Origin of the sequence: Crocinitomix catalasitica ATCC 23190 (genome assembly GCF_000621625.1) — a bacterium.
GTDB classification, from domain to species: domain Bacteria; phylum Bacteroidota; class Bacteroidia; order Flavobacteriales_D; family Crocinitomicaceae; genus Crocinitomix; species Crocinitomix catalasitica.
On the sequence record NZ_JHXV01000001.1, the window covers coordinates 409,803 to 429,666 of the forward strand.

17 protein-coding genes are annotated in these 19,864 nt (G+C 34.7%); 8 read left to right on the forward strand and 9 right to left on the reverse strand.

Annotated elements, in window-relative coordinates:
* Window positions 1–225: 225 nt before the first annotated feature.
* From hemN to T367_RS0102110, 6 genes are read right to left on the reverse strand one after another with little or no spacing between them, the layout of a single operon-like run.
* Window positions 226–1,593 (reverse strand): oxygen-independent coproporphyrinogen III oxidase, encoded by a 1,368-nt coding sequence (gene hemN / locus T367_RS0102085; protein ID WP_027418366.1) that lies wholly within the window; start codon window positions 1,591–1,593, stop codon window positions 226–228.
* Between the two features lie 4 nt (window positions 1,594–1,597).
* Window positions 1,598–2,041 carry a 6-pyruvoyl trahydropterin synthase family protein gene (locus T367_RS0102090; RefSeq protein WP_035842168.1) on the reverse strand — a complete coding sequence of 148 codons (444 nt, stop codon included), beginning with the start codon at window positions 2,039–2,041 and terminating at the stop codon, window positions 1,598–1,600.
* A gap of 10 nt (window positions 2,042–2,051) precedes the next feature.
* On the reverse strand, window positions 2,052–2,570 hold the full coding sequence (locus T367_RS0102095) for an FKBP-type peptidyl-prolyl cis-trans isomerase (RefSeq protein ID WP_027418368.1): 519 nt from the start codon (window positions 2,568–2,570) through the stop codon (window positions 2,052–2,054).
* Between the two features lie 54 nt (window positions 2,571–2,624).
* The gene (locus tag T367_RS0102100; protein ID WP_027418369.1) at window positions 2,625–3,533 is read right to left on the reverse strand and encodes a TraB/GumN family protein; all 909 of its coding nucleotides are present in this window, start codon (window positions 3,531–3,533) and stop codon (window positions 2,625–2,627) included.
* Window positions 3,530–4,240 (reverse strand): class I SAM-dependent methyltransferase, encoded by a 711-nt coding sequence (locus T367_RS0102105; protein WP_027418370.1) that lies wholly within the window; start codon window positions 4,238–4,240, stop codon window positions 3,530–3,532. The genes T367_RS0102100 and T367_RS0102105 overlap by 4 nt, the downstream gene beginning before the upstream one ends.
* Complete coding sequence (locus T367_RS0102110; RefSeq protein ID WP_035842046.1) at window positions 4,240–4,797, reverse strand: IS1096 element passenger TnpR family protein; 558 nt, start codon at window positions 4,795–4,797, stop codon at window positions 4,240–4,242. Before T367_RS0102110 ends, T367_RS0102105 begins: the two co-directional genes overlap by 1 nt.
* A 128-nt stretch (window positions 4,798–4,925) precedes the next feature.
* Here T367_RS0102110 and T367_RS0102115 point away from each other — a divergent pair, with 128 nt between their 5' ends.
* From T367_RS0102115 to T367_RS0102140, 6 genes are all read left to right on the forward strand, one after another.
* Entirely contained in the window at window positions 4,926–5,261 is a 336-nt protein-coding gene (locus tag T367_RS0102115) for a MerR family transcriptional regulator (protein WP_084274275.1), read from the forward strand.
* A gap of 47 nt (window positions 5,262–5,308) precedes the next feature.
* The gene (locus tag T367_RS0102120) at window positions 5,309–6,112 is read left to right on the forward strand and encodes a hypothetical protein (RefSeq protein ID WP_027418373.1); all 804 of its coding nucleotides are present in this window, start codon (window positions 5,309–5,311) and stop codon (window positions 6,110–6,112) included.
* 84 nt (window positions 6,113–6,196) lie between these two features.
* Window positions 6,197–7,729, forward strand: a complete 1,533-nt coding sequence (guaA, locus tag T367_RS0102125; RefSeq protein ID WP_027418374.1) for a glutamine-hydrolyzing GMP synthase — start codon at window positions 6,197–6,199, stop codon at window positions 7,727–7,729.
* Window positions 7,730–7,731: 2 nt separating this feature from the next.
* Window positions 7,732–9,597: a LysM peptidoglycan-binding domain-containing protein gene (locus T367_RS0102130; protein WP_169736008.1), complete on the forward strand. Its 1,866-nt coding sequence runs from the start codon at window positions 7,732–7,734 to the stop codon at window positions 9,595–9,597.
* A 171-nt stretch (window positions 9,598–9,768) separates the two neighbouring features.
* Window positions 9,769–13,215 carry a T9SS C-terminal target domain-containing protein gene (locus T367_RS0102135; protein ID WP_027418376.1) on the forward strand — a complete coding sequence of 1,149 codons (3,447 nt, stop codon included), beginning with the start codon at window positions 9,769–9,771 and terminating at the stop codon, window positions 13,213–13,215.
* Window positions 13,216–13,292: 77 nt separating this feature from the next.
* Window positions 13,293–13,895, forward strand: coding sequence for a hypothetical protein (locus T367_RS0102140; protein ID WP_027418377.1), 603 nt, complete (start codon window positions 13,293–13,295; stop codon window positions 13,893–13,895).
* Here the strand turns inward: T367_RS0102140 and T367_RS0102145 are convergent, their stop codons facing one another.
* Complete coding sequence (locus tag T367_RS0102145) at window positions 13,896–14,975, reverse strand: CaiB/BaiF CoA transferase family protein (protein WP_027418378.1); 1,080 nt, start codon at window positions 14,973–14,975, stop codon at window positions 13,896–13,898.
* A gap of 92 nt (window positions 14,976–15,067) precedes the next feature.
* Between T367_RS0102145 and T367_RS0102150 the strand changes: the two genes are divergently transcribed.
* The gene (locus tag T367_RS0102150) at window positions 15,068–17,194 is read left to right on the forward strand and encodes a helix-hairpin-helix domain-containing protein (protein ID WP_027418379.1); all 2,127 of its coding nucleotides are present in this window, start codon (window positions 15,068–15,070) and stop codon (window positions 17,192–17,194) included.
* A gap of 105 nt (window positions 17,195–17,299) precedes the next feature.
* On the forward strand, window positions 17,300–18,742 hold the full coding sequence (locus tag T367_RS0102155; RefSeq protein WP_027418380.1) for a hypothetical protein: 1,443 nt from the start codon (window positions 17,300–17,302) through the stop codon (window positions 18,740–18,742).
* On the opposite strand, the gene T367_RS0102160 is transcribed toward T367_RS0102155, so the two are convergent.
* Together T367_RS0102160 and T367_RS21050 are read right to left on the reverse strand one after the other, a co-directional pair.
* A complete protein-coding gene (locus tag T367_RS0102160) occupies window positions 18,743–19,360 on the reverse strand; it encodes a hypothetical protein (RefSeq protein WP_027418381.1) in 618 nt (205 codons plus the stop codon).
* Window positions 19,354–19,827: a C40 family peptidase gene (locus T367_RS21050; RefSeq protein WP_051568284.1), complete on the reverse strand. Its 474-nt coding sequence runs from the start codon at window positions 19,825–19,827 to the stop codon at window positions 19,354–19,356. The genes T367_RS0102160 and T367_RS21050 overlap by 7 nt, the downstream gene beginning before the upstream one ends.
* Window positions 19,828–19,864 lie beyond the last annotated feature (37 nt).

The following is a 19,864-nucleotide window of genomic DNA, read 5'->3' on the forward strand; positions in this document are numbered from 1 at the left end:
AAACGAGTCGACCTGAATAGCGTCAGTTGTCTAAAAAAGGAATGTTCTACATATTAGAAGTGGGCTAATTGAATATAATTGAAAAGTACTGGCTAAGACCCAAATTAACGCTTTTGTGCGCTTAAAGGGCTCAAGTGATTATTATAATAGTCGGGAATTAAAAAGAGTGGTGCTTCAATCAAAGTACTTGATTGCTGAGTTAAAATAAAATCTTTTGTCTTGCTACTATATCGTCATCGAAAAAACACGTGTATTCGGTGCTTTTCTACTTAAATGAAGATCAAATGCCATACAAACATTTCGAACGAATGGTCGTGCTGTTTCAGGGAGTTTAAGTCCTGTGGAAGTGATTTCGACAAGACCATCTTTTGCCATTTCTTCTAGTTTTTCAATACATGTGTCTAGCTCAGGAAACTTCATGCGATCCTCTGCCCAACTTGTTTCAAAATGACACATGATATTAAGGATGTGCTCACGAATAATCAAATCCTCATCACTGAGTAAATGTCCTCTAAGCAAAGGAATCTCTCCTTTATTTACAACTTCTTGATATTCCTCAACAGTTTTTACGTTTTGAGCAAAACTGTACCACGAATCACTAATAGAACTCATACCTAAACCAATCATTAATTTGGTTTTACCCGCTGTATACCCCATGAAATTACGGTGTAATTTCTTTTCAGTCATACTAGTGTATAGGTTGTCACTTTCTAGAGCGAAGTGATCCATACCAATTTCTCTATAACCAATATCATAAAGCATCTTCTTACCCGTTTCGTACATCTTTCGTTTGAGATCTGCACTTGGTAAATCTGCTTCGTCATAACCACGCTGACCAACTCCTTTAATCCATGGTACATGAGCATAGCTATAGAAAGCGATTCTGTCCGGCTTTAAGAGTTTAGTTTTTTCAATCGTCGAAATAATGCTTTGCTCTGTTTGATGTGGCAAACCAAATATTAAATCATGACTTACAGATGTGTAGCCAATATCTCGTGAGAATTTAGTAACATCTTCAACAGCTTCAAATGATTGAATTCTATTGATGGTTTTTTGAACCTTTGGATCGTAATCCTGAACTCCAAAACTATTTCTATTAAACCCTAAATCGAATAGGGTTTGTAAATGTGCTTTAGTCGTGTTGTTTGGATGTCCTTCGTAGCTGTATTCGTATTCTTCACTTCTAGTCGCTAAAGCGAATATTCCATCGATTAGTTTTTTTAACGAATCGGGACTGAAAAATGTGGGTGTTCCCCCACCTAGATGTAGTTCTTTAATTTCAGGTTTTGTAGGTAATAAATCGCAATACAAAGCCCATTCTTTTAGAACAGTATCAATATAAGGTTCTTCAACTTCATGTCTTTTGGTGATACGTTTATGACAACCACAAAAGGTGCACAGGTTTTCACAAAAGGGTAGATGTATATAAAGACTAATGCCCTCAGTAGAATTTGATTCATTAAACGCACGGACTAATGTGCGTTTCCAATCCTCAATATTAATTCCCTCTGCATTCCAATAAGGAACGGTTGGGTAACTCGTATATCTTGGTCCTGGAATATTGTACTTTTGAATCAGTTTATCTGTTGACATTTTCTTAATTGTCTTCTAAAAACCATTCCGCAAAACTAGACTGTGTCTCTTGAAGTTTGGCATATTTTAATATAATTCCTTCAGGCATTTTCGCGACTAATCTTTTGACCATGTCTATCAACATGTTTTCACAAGTAGGTTGATAATCACAAAGAATAATTTTTGAAAATCCATTTTCTACATCCTTGTATTTAGCATGTGGCGTATTACCATTAACCAATAAAGCATGATCAAAATCTTCAACAACGGCAGACTTAACAATCTTTTTTAAATCACTAAAGTCGATAATCATACCATTCTTTACAGCTGAATTGTCATTTAAAACTTCTCCAGCAATAGAGACAGTAAGTTTATATGAATGCCCGTGAATATTGGCGCATTTACCATCATAGCCCCAAAGAGCATGCGCTGTTTCTAATTCAAATATTTTTGTTACTCTTAAGTTCAAAGCCAATTATTTAAAGTGAATGCCAATCAATCAAATTAACTTCAAACATTAAAGTTGAACCACCAGGGATAGGGCCGTAATCGTTAGCACCATATGCAAGTGAAGAAGGAATAAGTAATTTACCTTTTCCGTTTTTTCCGAAATAAGGAACACCAATTTGCCAACCTTTTATCAAACCGGTTAATGGGTACAATAAAGGAGCTTCATCAGAACCGTCAAATTTTTCTCCATTTAAAAAATAACCTTGGTAGAACATTGTAACTTCATCCGTAACAAGAGGTCTTTCTTCACCTGTTCCTAATTCGTCAATAACAATATACATGCCTGAAGGATCTTTTATTGCTTCCCAACCTTTGTCAGCGATATAAGCTTGAATAATATCGTCTTCACTTTCAACTGCTACAACTTCTTCTGTGACAGTTTCTTCAGGTTTTACTTCGTTTTGGTTTTCCGTTGCGTCCTCAGCTTGCTCTGAATTACAAGCGAATAAAAATGATGCTGCTAAAACAGCAAAGAATATTTTTTTCATTGATTTAGATTTTTAGCAAAGATAACATTAAACTATTGATTTGAAAAAGCAGACTTAATCAGTTTTCATTAAAATTGGTGTCAATTGGTATCCTTCTTTTTTTAATAAGGCTAGAATTCCATTGTCATCGAATAAATGTGCTGCACCTACGGCAACGAAACACTTGTCTTTATTAAATTGATCGACCAGTTTTGGAATCCAATTCAAGTTTCTCTGCGTAAGAAAAATCTCCTCAAAATCCATGATTTCAGGCGATTCCTTTTTAAGCATCGGAATTAACTTGTCAATTTTTTGGTTGGCATATAATTCCATTAATTCTACTGTACTCTTTTTTTCTTTTTCGTGGTTGCGAATACTCTCTAAGCAAATATCGGCTACGGCTTGATTCGATATTGCATCAAAAAAACCTATCTGTTGAGCATAAGTCTCTAAACCAACTAAAGCTACTTTATTGTTTTTAGCATATTCCATGATGTCTAAATCGTATGATTTAGGTGCGCCATCAAAAAATGATTGGGTTATCGCTTGTAATAATAAAAAAGGCTTCATCGTGGAATAGACCTGTTCGTATACTACTGTACTAACATTGTTGTCGTTTAAATATTGGATAACTTCCGCTAGTTCTTCGGCAGTATAGAATTGTGCTATTGTACCTGAATCAAGTTTTAATAATTCGAACATTGCGAGTGGGTCAGGAGCTTCACTTACTTCAACAATAACGGCATCAGACTTTTCTATTGCACGTTTTAATTGAGTTGAAAAGTTGTAGTATTCCGCATTTATTAAATGCATTGTTCCAAAAATATAAGAAGGCTTAATCCCTTTGCCTTCAATTTTCCAAAGCAAGCTTTTCTCATTCTTTGCGATAACTTCTTCTTTACTGTTCGAATTGTCGCTAACCGTCGCACAGGCGTTTATAAAAAGGAGTACTAAAAAAGAAAGGCAATATTTGATTAATGTCATACGATATGTTTTAAGCTAGCCAAATAACTATTGTTCGATCCGTCAAAAACGATCTCAGCCAATAAACCAACCTCTTTGGCTTGCTGTTGTAATAATTCAAACTCAATATACAACCATTTAAACCAATCGGTAGCAATATTGTTATAGGTCATTTTAAACTTCATTTCACCGTGATAACGTGCGTTAAGATCAACCCACATCGAACCGTCTTCTTCTGCATATAAATAACGAATATCTGTAGAGTCGCAATAAGCAATGCCATCAGGTTCAAGGACAGCTTTAATATGGCTTAAAAAACTTGGTAAATTATTTAAGTCTCCAGCAATCCCAATACCATTCATTAGAATCAGTATGGTATCGTATTTGTCTTTGATGTCATTGAAGTTAATCAGTTCGGCTTGAATGTCCTGTGTCTTTAAATAAGCAACTGAACCTGCCGATAAATCGATGGCTTTAACATCTAAACCACGGCTGAGCAATTCTTTAGTATGACATCCAGCTGCAGCGCCAACGTCTAAAACTTTACCTTTTGCCGAATCAAGCGCAATTTGTTCTAGTTCAGGCATCATGTCATAAGTCCTGAATAAGTATTCAATTGGTAAAACGTCTTCATCACAAAGATCAGATTCAACTTTTATTGCGTCGGTTATACCATTTACTTGATAATTGTAAATAGCTGTACCTATGGGGTCTTTTTCAAATTCCATTAGAAGTCATAATCATCAATATTTTCAAAACTGCCAAAATCTTCCTCGTCGTCATCCTCGTCGAATTCCGAAAAAATATCATCAAGATCATTACCGAAATCTGCAGGAAGTGCACCGTCCAGTCCACTTGCGGCTTCTTCTCTTTCGTTTTCTGAAGGAGGATTGCCTATTGCTAATGCAACAGTCGGGAGCGTGATTTTTTCTTCTGTAATATCAATTAATTCAATTAAAAAACACCACATTTTAAGGAAGTCATAAACCAAAATTAATTTTTGTCCTTTATCTTCAATATGATCAAGCAATTTAGTCTCTGCCATAATTGACGGAGCTTCATCTTGTTCATTATATCCCATTTCAAAGAGTACAATTTCATGACCTTTATCCCAGTCATCGTTACTCATATAGAATGATGCTAATTGTTCTCCTGAAAATTCAAAACTTTTTATAATCTCGCGATAAAATTCTTCGAAATTTGAATCTGGTGAAATCACTATATCTCTGAAGACCTCTTCTGAGGAATCAGTATCTATTAATATCCTAAATTTATAGGCTGACATTTGCTTTTTGTACAAAGATAACAACCCTGATTTATTAAACAGGGCTTTATTTTGCTTATTTCATACTTTTTCGGAGGTATCCTAAATACTAATTGTTATTTTCGTTATCTTTATTTCTATCTTTTATTATGATTGAGGCGCAGAAAAATAAATTGTATTATTCTATTGGCGAAGTTGCCAAACTATTTAATGTGAAGACTTCGCATATTCGCTTTTGGGAAAAAGAATTCGCAATTTTAAAACCTAAAAAGAATAAAAAAGGCAATCGACTTTTTACGAAAGAGGATATCTATAATATTGAGAAAATTTATCAACTTGTAAAAATTGAAGGGTATACACTTGATGGTGCAAAACTGCAACTCAAAAGTAATACGCCAATTGAAGTCGCTGATGATGCAAATGTTGTGATAGGTAAGTTGTTAGAAATAAAATCTCAACTCTTAAAGATTAGAAATGAAATTTAAATTGGAACGATATTTGTGTGTCCAATAGAAAATTTAAACTAAAGTTTATGAAATCAAAATTACTCCCATTTATAGCGATAACCATACTGTTTTGTGGTTTTAGTGCATTTTTTGGTCAACAAGAAGCTTTGAAGCTATCCAGCGTAGATAAGTATAAAGTAATTCGTGTAGATGGCAAAATTATTTTTATGCCTACAAAAACACCAATGAAAAAAGGTGATGTGTTTTTATCAGGAACAGCGTTAGACTTTGTTTCTCCTCAATCTAGAGCCGCAGTAATTAGTGCAATTAAAGGAAGGTTTGTATTGACGCCTGCCGAACAAGGACAAACGAAAATATTGCCAGCTGCGAACAATATCTCTTCCCGTTCTGGTGCATTGATCAATAAAATTGATATGACAAACCATTTTAACGGTAAGTATTTAATTTTAGATGAAATTGAACTCGAATTGTCAAATGCCGCTTATCCAATGAATGATAATAATTTTTTCTACTTAAGTTATATGCATAACGGAGAAAAAATTAATAAAAAATTGGCGTTTAATGCGGATCACCTTATTATATCGAAAGATGAATTATTTAAAGTAGATGACCAGCCGATTGACGTTGAAGAAAAACAAATGGTGCTTTATTATAAATCATCAGATAAAACGGATAAGATAAATGAGTTTACACCCATTTTTCCAGATATGGAAGAATTAAAGAGTGAAATTCAAATCATATTAGACGAATTCAGCAATAAGGATAAGGAAGTTCAAATTAATGAAATTACTGCTTATCTCGATCAGTTTTATGGTAAACCGAACAAAGAAAATTTAAAGAATTGGATGGAAAAAGAATTCAAATTCTAGCCATTTTCTATACAACAGTTTTAAGTTACTAATTATTTAGCTTCTAAATTGTCAAAAAAAGATTCTTGTAATTATCTTTGCAGCATGCAAGAGACGATTCTTATTTTAGATTTTGGCTCTCAATACACCCAGCTTATAGCGCGTCGATTGAGAGAACTTAATGTATACTGTGAGATTAAACCATGGAATAAGCCAGGTGAACTTACACCAAATATTAAAGGTGTGATATTATCAGGAAGCCCTTTTTCAGTGAGAGACGAGGCTTCTCCTCAACCGAATTTAGATGTTTATAGAGGTAAATTACCCCTTTTAGGTGTTTGTTTTGGTGCGCAATTTATGGCCAATAATTATGGCGGTCAAGTATTGCCATCTGAAACAAGAGAATATGGAAGGGCTAATTTAAGTTTTGTTAATAGTAACTCAACACTTCTTAAAGATGTTCGTGAAAATTCGCAAGTGTGGATGAGCCACGGTGATACAATCAAAAAATTACCATCTACTTTTAAGGTGATTTGTAGTACGGAAGATGTTGAATTTGCCGGATATGAAATTGAAGATGAACAAACATATGGTATTCAATTCCACCCTGAAGTTTTTCATTCTGAAGATGGAAAGTTCTTATTGAAAAACTTTATCGTCGATATTTGTAAATGTAAACAAGATTGGACGCCTGATTCTTTTATCGATGTTACAATAGAAGCACTTAAAAAACAAATTGGGAATGACCGTGTCATTTTAGGATTATCTGGTGGTGTTGATTCTAGTGTTGCTGCAACCTTATTACATAAAGCAATTGGTGAAAACCTTTATTGTATTTTTGTTGATAATGGGTTACTTCGTAAAAACGAATTTGAAGATGTTTTAGCATCCTATAAAGGCTTAGGTCTTAATGTTAAAGGTGTTGATGCAAAGTCGAATTTTTACGATGCGTTAAAAGGTGAAGCTGACCCAGAAAAGAAAAGAAAAATTATTGGTGGAATCTTTATTGATGTTTTTGACGAAGAATCTAAACTAGTTGAAGATGCTAAATGGTTGGCACAAGGTACTATTTATCCAGATGTTATTGAATCAGTTTCAGCAACAGGAGGACCGTCAGCGACGATTAAATCACACCATAATGTTGGAGGACTTCCAGCTTATATGAAATTAAAAGTAGTTGAGCCTTTGCGCCTTTTATTTAAAGATGAAGTGAGACGTGTTGGTACAGCTTTAGGAATTCCAGATTTTATTATTGGGAGACATCCTTTTCCTGGACCAGGTCTTGGAATTCGAATTCTAGGAGACATCACAGCAGAAAAGGTACGGATTTTGCAAGAGGTCGATCATGTATTTATTAGTAGTTTGAAAAAATGGAATTTATACGATGAAGTTTGGCAAGCTGGTGCAATGTTATTGCCGGTGCAAACTGTTGGCGTAATGGGCGATGAGCGAACATACGAAAATGCAGTGGCCTTAAGAGCTGTAAGTTCGACTGATGGCATGACAGCTGATTGGAGCCATTTACCATATGATTTTTTAGCAAAAGTTTCAAACGATATAATTAATAATGTTAAAGGGATTAATAGAGTGACTTATGACATAAGTTCTAAGCCCCCTGCAACAATAGAATGGGAATAATTATGATTCGATTTTTTGGTTTTTTTATCGTTTTTCTAACGACTTTAACAGTATTTGCTCAACACGATCAAACACAAATAGAGACGATTAATGGACGTAAATATTATGTGCATATTGTAAAACAAGGTAATACACTTTATGGCATTCATCAACATTATAATGCAAGTGTTGAAGATATTCTAAATGCTAATGAGGGAATGTCTAATAATTTAATCTTAGGTCAAAGAATATTAATACCAATAAACTTATCGAATAAGGATTATTATACCGAACATACTGTACAAAAAGGGGAAACACTTTATGGTATCTCCAAACAATACCAATGTTCTGTCGCTGATTTAAAGCAGTTGAATACGGATTTATCTGAAGGTATTGCATTAGGACAAAAGATAATCGTTCCAATACCAGGTTCAACAAAAGCGGTGAAAAGTGAAGTGAAACAGACTGAACCTATTAAAAAAAATGTTGAAGAAGAACCTAAAAACAGTTATTCCGTTTCCTTTCAAGATTCAGTGATTCTGCACAAAGTTTTAAAGCATGAAACCATGTATTCTATTTCAAAGAGATATATGGTCCCAACGGATACGATCTTAAAATTTAACAATTTAACTAGTTTTAAAATTAGTAAGGGAGATATTCTGAAAATACCAGTCAAGAAGGTTAATTATGAGGTTGTTGAAAAAGACTTAAACAATCTTGTAAACGGTGATAGTACTTTAGGACAAAATGGAAGTGAGTTTAAAGATAATTATACCATCGCCTTATTGTTACCATTGATGTTAGATAAGAATGAAAGTGAAATGGGTAAATCACTGAGATTGGGCCAAGCAAGGGAAATGTTTCCGACTACAAAAATTTCATTCGAATTCTATCAAGGTGTAATGCTCGCGATTGATTCATTGGAAAAAGCAGGGTTGAATGCTAAGCTGTTGGTGTATGATACCAAAAAAGATACCAATGAAATAGCGAGAATAATGAAGTTGTCGGCTTTTAATGAGGTGGATTTGGTAATTGGACCACTTTATAGTCATACTATTAAGTACACAACTAAAGCTTGTAAAGAAAGAAGTATTAGAATCGTATTGCCTTTTAATGCGGATACAGATAATTTATATAACAATCCGTATGTTTACAAAGCAGTTGTTTCAGATATTACTTTAATGGAAGGAACAGTAGATTATGTTATTAATAATCATGCACACCATAATGTAATATTAATTAAGCCGACAAGTACAGCTGATTTAGCCTTGTTTGAAACGGTTCGTAAGAGTTATAACGAGCGTATTAAAGGATCGAAATCACCGTATAATCTTAAAATTATTGAAGCAAGTCAAGGGAGTAGTAGTGGTAGAGAATTAAATGCTTTGATTCGTTCGGATACTGTTAATATATTTATCGTTCCTTCAAACGATCCAGCTTTTGTATCTGGAACAATGAGTAGGTTAAATAAAGTAATGAATTTGAATCCTTATAAAAAGAATTTTAGCATCATCGCTTTCGGTCTTGAAGAATGGAATAAATTTGATGATTTGGATTTGAACTATAGAAATCGTCTAAATCAACATTATGCATCTTATCGATTTGTTGATTATAATACTTCTATGGGGCTAGATTTTGTTAAAGTATTTAGACAAAAATTTGCTACTGATCCTAACGTGTTTTCAACCCAAGGGTTCGATATTGGGATGTATTTTATTTCATCTTTGTATTTATATGGAACAAATTTTAATGCAGCATTGGAAACCTATAAAATGAATTTAGTGCAGAATGATTTTAAGATGAAAGAAACCCTAATTAATTCGGGTTATGAAAATCAGAATGTTAGAATCATAAAGTATGACAACTATAAGCTTGTCCCTGTAGAGTAATAATTGGTTTTTTCGACTATTTTATCGATTTAGGCATGGCAACCTTCTACATTTTTTAAACGTCTAAAGTTTAACAATTATTTATATATTTGTTTATCTTCTATTTAAATGTGCCAAAACTCGCATATTTCAATAAAGGATATCATTAAACTTTTGTTTAAAACGTATTCGATGGCAACTAAAATTTTTCTATTTTTTACCTCAATTGTGTTCAGCCAATTTCTATTGGCTCAAGTCCCGACCACAATTATTTTAAACGCTGGTAGTGACGGTACTACAGTGACAACATGCCTTGGAGGCTTATTTGACTCAGGTGGGGCTGGAGCGATCGCTGACTATTCAAATGATGAGGATTATACCATCACTTTTTGTCCAGATGCACCTGATGTTGGTATCAGTATATTATGGACTTCATTTGATTTAGATTGTACAGATGAAGATCTTGATCCAGATGTAACAGACGCCGATCATATGATTATTTATGATGGTGATGATGTTGGTGATCCAATTATTGGGGTATATTATTGTTTTGAGATTGATCCATTTGATGTTTTTGCGGCATCAATAGATAACCCAACTGGTTGTCTAACTATTCAGTTTGTTTCTAATGGAACTGGTACTGGAAATTTTACAGCAGACATTACTTGTGATCGCCCTTGTGACCCTTCTACAGCAGCAGCAATAATTGTTGATGCGGATAATGTAGAAGGTGATTCAATTGCTATTTGTGTAGGTGAAGAGGTTACTTTTGCTGACGACGGATCAACTGCTGGAGAAAGTGGTTTGTATGTGCTTGAAAAATGGGTGTGGAATTGGGCTGACGGTTCTGATGCTGATACTTTATTGGCTCCAGATGATATCACGCATACTTTTGATGAACCAGGATGGTATGTTGTTACGTTAACTACAATTGATGATAATGAATGTACAAACAATAATTCAATGACGTTAAATGTGTTTGTGAGTACATTTCCAACTTTTGATCCTTTTCCTGGCCCAGCTAATGTCTGCGCAGGAACTGAATATATTTTAGACGCGAATGCAGTAACATACGGTGTGACTTGGGATGGGTTTCCCATCAGTGTAGATGTAGAAGATAACTGTATGGAAGATAGAGCTACAGTTTCTACACCATTGGTTATTTCGGGATATGATGACGATATTTCATTGGATGCAGGTGTTCCTGATATTTTGAATATATGTGTAGATATTGAACATTCATTTATGGGAGATTTTGTACTTACAGTGCAATGTCCAACGGGTCAAACGATGCGATTGCACAACCAATTGGGAGGTGGAACCTATCTTGGTGAACCAATTGATATGTCAATTGATTGTGATGATCCAAGTACTTATGGTGTTCCTTACCATTATTGTTTTACTCCAGAGTTCGGCTTGGATACTTGGGCTGAAGCAGCAGCTTTTGTTGCTACATTGCCTGAAGGGGATTATGCACCTGTAGACGATTTTAGTGATTTAGATGGATGTCCTATTAATGGAACATGGAACTTAATTTTTAGTGATCTTTGGGGAATTGACGATGGCTCATTACCTGGTTGGGAAATTAATTTCGCCGATTATTTATCACCCGAATCAACTTCTTTTACGCCAACTATTGGTGCGGAGTCTGATTCTTCTTATTGGGGAGCTGGTGATCCAACAATTATTGATTTTTCTGCGGATGCAAATACAATAACAATTTTACATGAAGATGCAGGTGTATACGAGTATACATACTACGTTGTCAATTCATTCGGTTGTGAATACGATTCTACTGTGACAATTACAGTTGGAGAACCTGCTTTGCCTTTTGCTGGTTTTGATGATGGAATCTGTTGGGATGAAGATTTTGCAGATGGTTATGTTTTTGCAGGAACATTAGAGAATCCTGACGCAAGAATAGACTGGGAAATGGATGAGTTTTTTGGTGGCCCACCAGCTCCTTTGGTGCTTTTTGCTCCGGATGATGATGAATTAGATGCCATGGCGATAGCAAGTGAACCTGGTACGTATAGATTTGTATTATATGCTAACGAACGAACGGGTATTTGTCCCGAAGAATCGGATACTGTACTTATTACTTTCTCTGTTGAAGAACATACAACAGATATTATTCCTCCTTCTTGTTCTTTAGATGATGGTGAGATAATAGTTAATTCAACCGGCTTTTTAGGAGCTGAAGAATATAGTATTGATGGTGGTTTAACTTGGCAACCTTCAAATGTTTTTGATGGGTTAGCGCCTGGAACATACACTGTTATTTCAAGAGATCCAGCAAGTTGTGAATTTGAAAGTGAAGCGGTTCTACCTTCTCCTGGTGATGTAGGTATTTCAGTGTCTTCGGATACAACAATTTGTATAAACGGCACAGCAAGTCCTGTTGCGGTAGGTACCGGAGGATTGAGTTATACTTATTTCTGGTATTATGATGATACGGAGATTTCAGAACCTACTGGATCAATTGATATTCCTTCGGCTGATGGACCAACGACTGTATATGTTTATGTGCAATCGGGTGAAGGTTGTGTATCTGATACTTTGGAAATTGAATTGACTGTCTTTGATCCTTTAAATGCTGTTATTACAACTAGTCCTAAAGTTTGTCCAGGTGATGAAGCTGCAACAGCAGTGACTGGTGTAACTGGTGGAGATGGTACTTATTTTTACAGCTGGACAACAAATGGTAGTGGCTTATTAGGAGTAACGACTTCTGAGGTGCTAACAAATCCTTTAGTCGAAACGGAATATTGTGCGACAGTAACAGACGGTTGTGAGACAGACCCAATATTAATTTGTGCTACAACAGAGATGGGAGAAGTTTTATCGCCTTCTTTTACGTCTGATATTGTTTGGGGATGTGAACCTACGACGGTTAACTTTGAAAATACAACGCCTTCAATCGGACCAATTGATGAAGCATTATGGAGTATAGATGGAAAAAACTATACGAATATTAATGAGATTTCACATGAGTTTTTTCTAGAAGGTTTATATGATGTTAATTTGAGATTAACTTCTGCAGATGGTTGTGTAAGCGCTTTCACAGCGAATAATTATGTGACGATATACAGTGCGCCTAAACCTGCATTTTTTGCTAATCCTAATCCAACTAATATCTTTAATACTGATGTTGGGTTTGTTAATCAAACATCAGGCGATGATAATACTTACGAATGGTTAATGCCAAGTGCTTTACCTGAAGTTTCAAGTGAGTTTGAACCTCAAGTGAAATATCCTGAAGGAATTGCAGCGAACTATGAAGTTAAATTATATGCCACTAACGAACATGGTTGTGTTGACTCTACAACGAGAATTGTACAAATCTTTAGTGATGTATTGATTTTTGCGCCAAACGTATTCACGCCTGATGGTGATCAATACAATGAAACTTGGAGAATCTATATAGAAGGAATTGATATCTACGATTATCACTTAACAGTCTTTAACCGATGGGGTGAAAAAATGTGGGAATCATTCGATGCTGAAGCTGCTTGGGACGGTTCTTATGGCAGTTCAGGTCTAGTTAATGACGGTATGTATGTTTGGATGATTGAAGCAAAGGATCGTTCGACAGATAAGAGATATAGATTTGACGGAATAGTTCAAGTAATGAAATAAAGAAAATATCATATAATTGATACAAAAGGAAGGCCTATCAGCCTTCCTTTTTTTATTTTTGTACCAAAATTCAAAGTATGAGTAAATGGATAGGCGATAGAGTTAGTTTTGAAGACGATAATAATATTACAACGATTATCATTCGTCCTTTGCGTGTATGGTGGAAAGAAATGTTATTAACTCTTTGGGTTTTGGGATTCACTTTCGTTGGATTGGTAATGATCTATTTAGTATTTACTGGTTTTGCTAGTTTGAATTATCAAGGTGAGGTTGATCAAGAGACTATTGATAATCAATTAATATACGGAATTGTATTTATTGCTTTCTGGGCATATTTTGAATTCAAAGTTTTGAAGTCGTTATTATGGTACCGATTCGGTAAAGAATTAATCAAGATAAACGAAACGGATATGAGTATTAAAAAGTCTATCTTTTCTTACGGAAAGGCAAGCCGTTTCTTGTTTCAAAATATTAAAAATTTTAGCCAACGTAAAGATGAAAATACTTCATTCGGTGCCTACTTTGAAAATGCCTTTTGGGCACTCGGAACGGATGCTTTAGTTTTTGATTATTTCAAAAAAACAAAATCCTTTGGCCGTCGTTTAGATGCGAATTCAAGTCGACTTTTATTGCGCTTAATTGATGATCGCGTTAAAAAACAATTGCGACGAAATAAATAGTTATTCGCTTATTTTGAAAATTGAAGAGCGCACATAAGCGATTGATTGTCCGTCAACAGTCGAATGAGATATTAATTTCTGAGCAGCTGCTGATTCGAAAACAGTCTTCAAATTTTTAATTTCAGCAACAGGAATCATGCGTTGATGAAACCGATCCAAATGCCCGTCGATATCTATTTTTCCAATCGCCGCTTGCAATTGCTTCGCTAAGGCTATTCTATTGATAACACGTTTGGCATTGTCTAAAAATAAAGGATCAATACTTAATTCAGAAATGTCTAATACATTACATAGTTCCTTAAATTGTTTATCGTTACCAATAGCGAATGTAATTTGAACCTCGTCTTTTGTTGTAAATAACTCCCCGTATGGCGCAATATTGGGATGTAAACTGCCCATTTTTTCTGGAATGTGATGAGCCATTAACCAATTTGTTGCTTGATTGGCTAGTGAGGCCAATGCCGTATCATATAGAGAAACCTCAATTTTAACAGCTTGAATTTTACCCAAGGCTTGTCGGTACATCGCAACCAATATGCCTTCTTTTAATTGATGTCCAGCCAAGATGTCAATTAAGGCAACAGGCATTTTTACGGGGGACGAATCCGGTTGTCCATTCATTGACATAAATCCAGATTCTGCCTGTAGAATTAAGTCATAAGCTACACGGTCACTTTCACTGCCAAAACCACTGATTTCTCCATATATGATTCGACTATTATATTTTCGTACAGTTGCAAAATCTAAACCTAATTTTTCTGCAGCGCCATGCTTGAAATTCGCAATTAGAATTTGGGCAGAACTTATTTCCTGATATAATTGTTCTAAATCTGACTGAACAGTAAGATCGAGAAAAATGACGTCTTTCCCCGTGTTTACGGAAGCATAATAAGCCGAAATTCCATTGTTTTTATCTTCAGTTGGTAATTTCCATGATCGGGTTACATCACCTCCAGTTTTTTTGTTTTCAACCTTTAAAACATGGGCACCCATTTCTGCAAAAAATAAGCCTACCGAAGGTCCCGCTAGAACACTAGCCACTTCAATTATTTTTAAGTCCTTAAAATCGTGTGATAACATATGTGTTGAGAAGAAAAGATTGGATATTATTATATCATTACTAAGTCTAAAAGTAATGATTTTACCTAAATTAGCTTCTTTAAATTTTTGGTATGAATAAAGAGCAATACGTTGAGCAATATAGTGGTCTTGGGGGAAAGTCTATTTCCCGAACTATTCAATTATTAAAAGAGGGAGCATCCATTCCTTTTATTGCGAGATATAGAAAAGAACAAACCAATAATTTAGATGAATTGGATATTGAGAAAATAGAAAACCTATCGAATCAATACGATGAAATCGACAAACGTAAAACTTATATTCTAAGTGTTATAGAAGAGAAGGGGATTCATGATCAAAAGTTAATCAACAAGATTAAGGAAGCTTATGATTTGGTGACTTTGGAGGATCTCTACCTGCCTTATAAAACTAAGCGAAAAACGAATGCCGAAAAAGCACGATTAGCCGGTCTTGAGGTGCTAGCAAAAATCATCATGAAACAAGATAACGGCGATATCATCGGAATTGCAAATCGATATAAATCGAAAGATTATCCAAAAGCTGAAGATGCCGTTCAAGGTGCTCAATATATTATCGCTGATTGGATGAATGAAAATACAGTCGTTCGTCAAAAATTAAGAGAATCTTTTATCGAACATGGCGTTGTAACAACCAAACCGGTAAAAGCAAAGATTGAAGAAGCTACTAAATACCGTGATTATTTTGATACTACACAAAAGTTGGCGAATTGTCCGGCATATCGATTACTTGCCATATTAAGAGGTGTGGACGAAGGTTTTCTTCGCATGAAAATCGAACCAAATAAAGAGTATGCGATCTCTTGGTTGGAACGTTTTTTCGTGAAGAATGACAATCAAGCTGCAGATATCGTAAAGACAACAATTTTAGATGCTTATAAAAGATTATTACAGCCTGGTTTAGAAACAGAAACTAAAAATTATTATAAAGATCTTGCTGATAAACAATCTATCGAGACCTTTTCAAAAAATTTAGAAAATTTATTATTTGCGCCTCCTGTTGGTGGTAAACGAACCTTGGCAATTGATCCTGGATTTAAATCTGGTTGTAAAGTTGTTTGTCTTGATCACAAAGGTGATTTGGTTCACAACGAAAATATTTTCCCACATCCTCCGCAAAAAGAGGTGAGCAAAGCAGCGTCGAAAATTAGTCAATTGGTGCAGGCTTATAAAATTGAAGTGATAGCGATTGGAGACGGAACTGCAGGAAGAGAGACGGAGGCATTCATTAAAAAGATACATTTTGATAGAGATTTGGATGTGTTTATTGTAAGAGAGGATGGAGCATCCATTTATTCTGCTTCTAAAATTGCTAGGGAAGAATTTCCTAGTTATGATGTCACTGTTCGTGGTGCAGTATCTATCGGAAGACGTTTAATGGATCCTTTGGCGGAACTGGTTAAGATAGATCCCAAGTCTTTAGGAATAGGTCAATATCAACATGATGTTAATCAAACTTTGCTGCAAAAGCAATTGGATAATGTTGTGGTTAGAGCCGTAAATAGAGTAGGAGTAGATTTAAATACGGCTTCTAAATATTTATTGGCTTATGTTTCAGGATTAGGTCCTAAGTTGGCGGAGAATATTATTAAATATAGAGAAGAGAATGGCGTTTTTAAAAATAGAGAATCCCTTAAATTAGTTCCTCGAATGGGGAATACTGCATATCAGCAGGCAGCTGGATTTTTACGTGTGAAAAAGAGTGATAATCCCCTTGATAATAGTGCTGTTCATCCGGAAAATTATGCATTTGTAAAAAGCTTGGCAAAAAAAGGTAAAATAGCGTTAAATGATTTGGTTGGATCGGTTGAAGAGGTGTCAAAAATAAAAGGAGCAATTACAGAAGAGGAAAGAAGTACAGTTGGTGCCTTTACGATCGATGATATTTTTACGGAACTTGAAAAACCTGGTCGCGATCCACGCCAAAGTGCAACTGTTTTTGCATTCTCTGATGCCGTTAAATCTATATCAGACTTAAAAGAAGGCATGAAACTCAATGGAATTGTAACGAATGTTACGGATTTCGGAGCTTTTGTGAATATTGGAATTAAAGAAAATGGTTTGATTCATAAAACACAGTTATCAAATGAATATGTAAATAACCCGACGGACTTTATTCAAATACACGATAATATACTGGTTAAAGTGATTTCAATAGATAAGGAAAGGAAAAGAATTGGTCTTTCTCTAAAGGACATTTAAACGATTATAGCATGTTAATTAAACTTTTTTGTCCTTTTACACGTTAGTATATTAATAATTTTCTTTTCAATAATTAGTACCTTTACAATAATATAAAAAATTTACATGCAAGATAAGAGAAGATTGACGACAGAGGAGAAGGCATTGAAAATAAATTTGACCCAAGATATTTATGGATCCTTCGCTGAAATAGGTGCGGGACAAGAGGTTGCGGCGAATTTTTTTAAAGCAGGTGGCTCGTCAGGAACAATTGCTTATACGCATTCAGCATACGATATGAAAGTATCGGACAGCATGTACGGAAAATGTGCACGTTATGTCTGTGAAGACAGATTGATGCAAATGTTGAATAAAGAATATTCAACCCTCGAAAAAACTTTGCATGAAAGACATGCAACTAGCCGATTTTTTGCATTTGCAAATACTGTTGAATCTCTAAATTATCATAAAACGAATCAAGGTCAAGGTTGGATTGGATTAAAATTTCAAGATCAAATTGGCATGGCGCCAAATGAAATTGTTATGCATATCAGAATGCATGATACAAGTCATAAAAGACAACAAGAAGCCTTAGGTATTTTAGGGGTAAACCTAATTCATGCTGCTTATTTCGAACATAGTGATATCGAATCTTTCTTAGATGCTTTAACTTATCGTCTGTCAAGATCAAGAGTAGAGATAGATATGTTACGTGTTTCAGGTGCTGATTTACAGCAATTGGACAATAGAATTATCGCTTTAAAATTAGTAAAAAAGGGATTGACAGATGCTACAATGTTCGACCAAAGTGGGACAGTATTGCAGCCAAGTACAGCATTGTACAAAAAGAATGTTTTGTTAATGCGTGGTCGATTTAGACCAATAACAAAGGTACATGTTGACATGATTCAACATGGTACAGAATTGTATTTGAAAGAGGAGGATGTAGAGAAGGAGAATATGACTGTTCTTTTAGAATTGACTTTAAAGGATTTAACTGCAGATGGTAAAATATCTGACAGTGATTTTATTGATAGAGCTGATTTATTATGTTCGATGGGATATACGGTAATGATCAGTAATTACCTGAAGCATTATAAAATGATTGAGTATTTGTCTTCAATCACTAAAAAGAAGAAGATTGGTGTTCTATTGGGGATTTACAATCTGCAAACTATTTTTGACGAAAAGTATTACAATACGCTTAACGGTGGACTTTTAGAAGCTTTTGGCCGAGGTTTTGGACACAATATTAAAATGTATGTTTATCCTGCTGTAAACGTGGAGAATGGAGAGTTATATAATATTGATAATTTTCAAATTCCAGATCACCTAAGAGGGTTGTTGGATTATATGACTAAAACAAATAAAGTAGAGGGGATTAAAAATTTCAATGGGAAATTATTACATATCCTTTCAGATGATGTTTTATCTAAAATTCATTCAGGTGTTTCTAATTGGGAAGATGATGTGCCAGAAAGTGTATTGAAAGCGATTAAATTCTATAATTTATTCGGCTATAGAGAAGAGAAGTTTATTAAAATCGCTCCTCAAGTTGAACAAGACTAATTATGAATTAGTCTCGTAAATAGTTTTAACCAAATTTCCGGCTTCGTATTTTTCCATATACATGGTTAATCCTTGCTTGTCGTAATATATCGAATAACCATCTAATAAGCCGGACTTATAGTTTCTTTCCAAATAAATTTGATGACTTTCAGGGTAATTCGATCGACATTTGCCTGTGTAAGGAATATTGTCTAACTCCACAATATTAACCACTTCACCTGCGTCATTTTTAGTTTGATTTGGCTTCAATTCGTTGCAATCACAAGTCAATCGTTCTAACTCTCCCGACCTTTTTGTTTGTCCAGATTCATACAGCTCTTGCATCAATACTTCCCCATCTTGACCTAAATAAACAGTTTTGCCATGTAATTCACCGTTCATTAAACTTTTAATCATATATTTTTTATCGCTATTCGGGTAAGTTGAATAACAAACTCCTGTAAAAGGCTTTGCGTCTTTTAATATATTACCGAGCGAGTCAATTGTCAAGTCACTACATAAACAAGTGTCTGCAACTAATCCCGAACCTTGCTGCCCGAGTTCGACCGCAGTTTCATTCTTTTTATTTGAACATGATACAAGTGTGAAAAATAGGGCAATTGATATTGTTCTTAACATTTTATAATTCTAATTATTTTAATAAATCTTTCTTTATAACCAGTGGTTTCTAAATTTGATAGAATAACACCATTATGCTTTTTAGAGGAGGAGGAATGTATAAATACAATTTCATCTTCATCAATTGAATGAATAATACCAACATGGCCAATTTCCTTTTTTGATTTTGTTCCACTAAATATAATGATATCACCAGGGGACGCTTCTGACTTTTCAATCTCTATACCCACATCTCCAAAACCTCTACTGGTTCTTGGGACTGAATAATTAAAATGGGTATATACATGGTGAACTAATCCAGAGCAATCGAATCCTTTTTTCGATCCGCCACCATATAAATATGGAGTTCCTATAAATCCTGTTGCATATTTGGTGACACTATCCCTAACTGAACAATTTATAGTATTGTCAGTTTGACTAAATGAATTCAGTCCAAAACTAAAAATCAATATTATTATTGCCTTCATCGTCTGTAAAATTAATATGTTTTTATAACTTTATTGA